Source organism: Roseicyclus sp. (assembly GCF_052168335.1).
Classification (GTDB): domain Bacteria; phylum Pseudomonadota; class Alphaproteobacteria; order Rhodobacterales; family Rhodobacteraceae; genus Roseibacterium.
This window is the reverse complement of sequence record NZ_JBQLZP010000323.1, coordinates 1-1,689: the sequence shown is the minus strand read 5'-3', so window position 1 is coordinate 1,689 and position 1,689 is coordinate 1. Positions and strand designations below refer to the sequence as shown.

General features: G+C 74.2%; 1 protein-coding gene and 2 pseudogenes. 2 read left to right on the top strand and 1 reads right to left on the bottom strand.

Annotation, left to right across the window (positions count from 1 at the left end; genetic code table 11):
• Both ACTS11_RS09965 and ACTS11_RS09960 read left to right on the top strand, forming a co-directional pair.
• Positions 1-381: pseudogene (locus ACTS11_RS09965) on the top strand (hypothetical protein); the annotation flags it as partial.
• A complete protein-coding gene (locus ACTS11_RS09960; RefSeq protein WP_442640164.1) occupies positions 378-854 on the top strand; it encodes a hypothetical protein in 477 nt (158 codons plus the stop codon). The pseudogene ACTS11_RS09965 and the gene ACTS11_RS09960, both read left to right, overlap by 4 nt.
• Positions 855-878: 24 nt before the next feature.
• Here ACTS11_RS09960 and ACTS11_RS09955 read toward each other — a convergent pair.
• Positions 879-1,689 (bottom strand): annotated as a pseudogene (locus ACTS11_RS09955) (ferredoxin reductase family protein); the annotation flags it as partial.

Sequence of the window (1,689 nt, the reverse complement as noted above, 5' to 3'; positions counted from 1 at the left end):
GCCGCGCAGGGCCTCGGCCCGCGGGACGGAGCGATCGTCGCGGCACGGCTCCTCGACGTGATCCAGGCGATCCGGCGGTCGCGCCGGTCGGTCTTCCTGTTCAACGCGACCCGGTGCCCGGACTGTTCCGCGCTGGCCACGGAGCATGAGCGCCGCCTCCTGCGCGCGCTCTGCGCAGTGCGCCGCGGCGAGGGCACGGTCGCGCGGGCCGAGATCATGATGCTCTGCGAGGGAAACCCCGCGGAGGCCGTTCTCGGCGCGCTCTCCGCGCTCGGCCGGGCGCTCGACGCGGGCGCGGCGCGGGCCCCTGATCCCGTCCCCTGCCACCACCAGGCGCGGGGGCAGACCCCGGCCTCGTCCCTCCGAAAGCCCCTGCCATGACCGTGACCCTCCGCCAGCCCCCGACGCCCGACACCCTCGATCCCGTCAGCCGCAATCTGCTGCCGATCCTGCGCCACCTGCTGCGGAGCCTTCAGGCCGCCGAAAACGCGGGCTGGCAGAGCGCCTACGCCATCGCCGCCGAGGTCTGGGGCGAGGGGCGGGGCCTCGCCATCGCCTTCCGAGCGCAGCGCTTCCTCTCGGCGCTCCTGCCAAGCCGTCCCGCGCCGCTCGACTGCGCCGACCCGCTCTGCCCCGACGGGCGGCTGACGCTCACCGGCGACGAATGCATCCTGCTCGCGCTTCTCGCCCACATGCGCGACGACGAGCCGGGCGCCGCCCGCGACATGCTCGCCGCCCTGACCGGGGGCCGCATCGAGGCGGGCGTGGTGCGCGCGGGGCTCGAGCTCTGCGCCCTGCTCGAGGGGCGGCGGCCCGCGAACGGGCGTGCTCCGCGCCTCGCGGTCGTGCGGTAGCGGAAGTCCGGGACGCCTTGCAGCTCAGGCGGTGAGCGTCACGAAGGCCGCCACACCCGCCGCGAGGACGAGGCCGATGCCGAGGAAGCGCCCCCTGAGCCGCCGGTCGAGCCGCGAGGCGCCCTCGGCATAGTCGAAGCGCTCGTAGATCACCCGGTCCATCGGAAGCCCGAGGTCGATGAGCCCGTCCGCCACCGCCGTGACCATCGGTCCCGGTCCGCAGATGAGAGCGACCGTCCGCTGCGGGTCGAGCCCCTCCAGCATCCCCGCCAGCCTGTCGCGGTCGAGCCTGCCGATATCGCCGGTCCATCCGGGCGCATCGGTCTCGCTCAGGAGCAGCGTGTCGAGGTCCAGCGCCGACCGCGCCGCGGCGATCTCGTCGAGACAGGCGAGGTTCTCCGGCGCGCCCGCGGCGTAGGCGAGGCGCACCGGCTGACCGTGCCCGCGCGCCACGAGGTCGCGCAGGAGCCCCATGATCGGCGCAATGCCCACGCCGCCCGCGATCAGGAGGACGGCGTCCTGTCCATGATCCTCCAGCGTGAAATGGCCATAGGGGCCGTCGATCCCGATGGGCGTGCCCGGGGCGAGCCGCCCGATGCCGGAGGTGAAGTCGCCCGCCTCCTTCACGATCAGGCTGAGGCCGGGGCGTTCGGGGCTGTCGGCGATGGAAAACGGGTGATCGAAGAGCGGGAAGCGCCGCGCGCCCTCCGTCATCCAGACGAACTGCCCGGCGCGGTAGCCGAGCGGCGGCGTCCCGGACGCGGGCTGGATGTCGAGTTCCCACATCCGGTCGGCGAGCTTGGTGACGGAGGCCAGCCGCCAGGGCCTCAGGTGC

Excerpts from the sequence above, each read along its gene's own strand:
- ACTS11_RS09960 (WP_442640164.1), top strand. The coding sequence starts at position 378 with ATGACCGTGACCCTCCGCCAGCCCCCGACGCCCGACACCCTCGATCCC.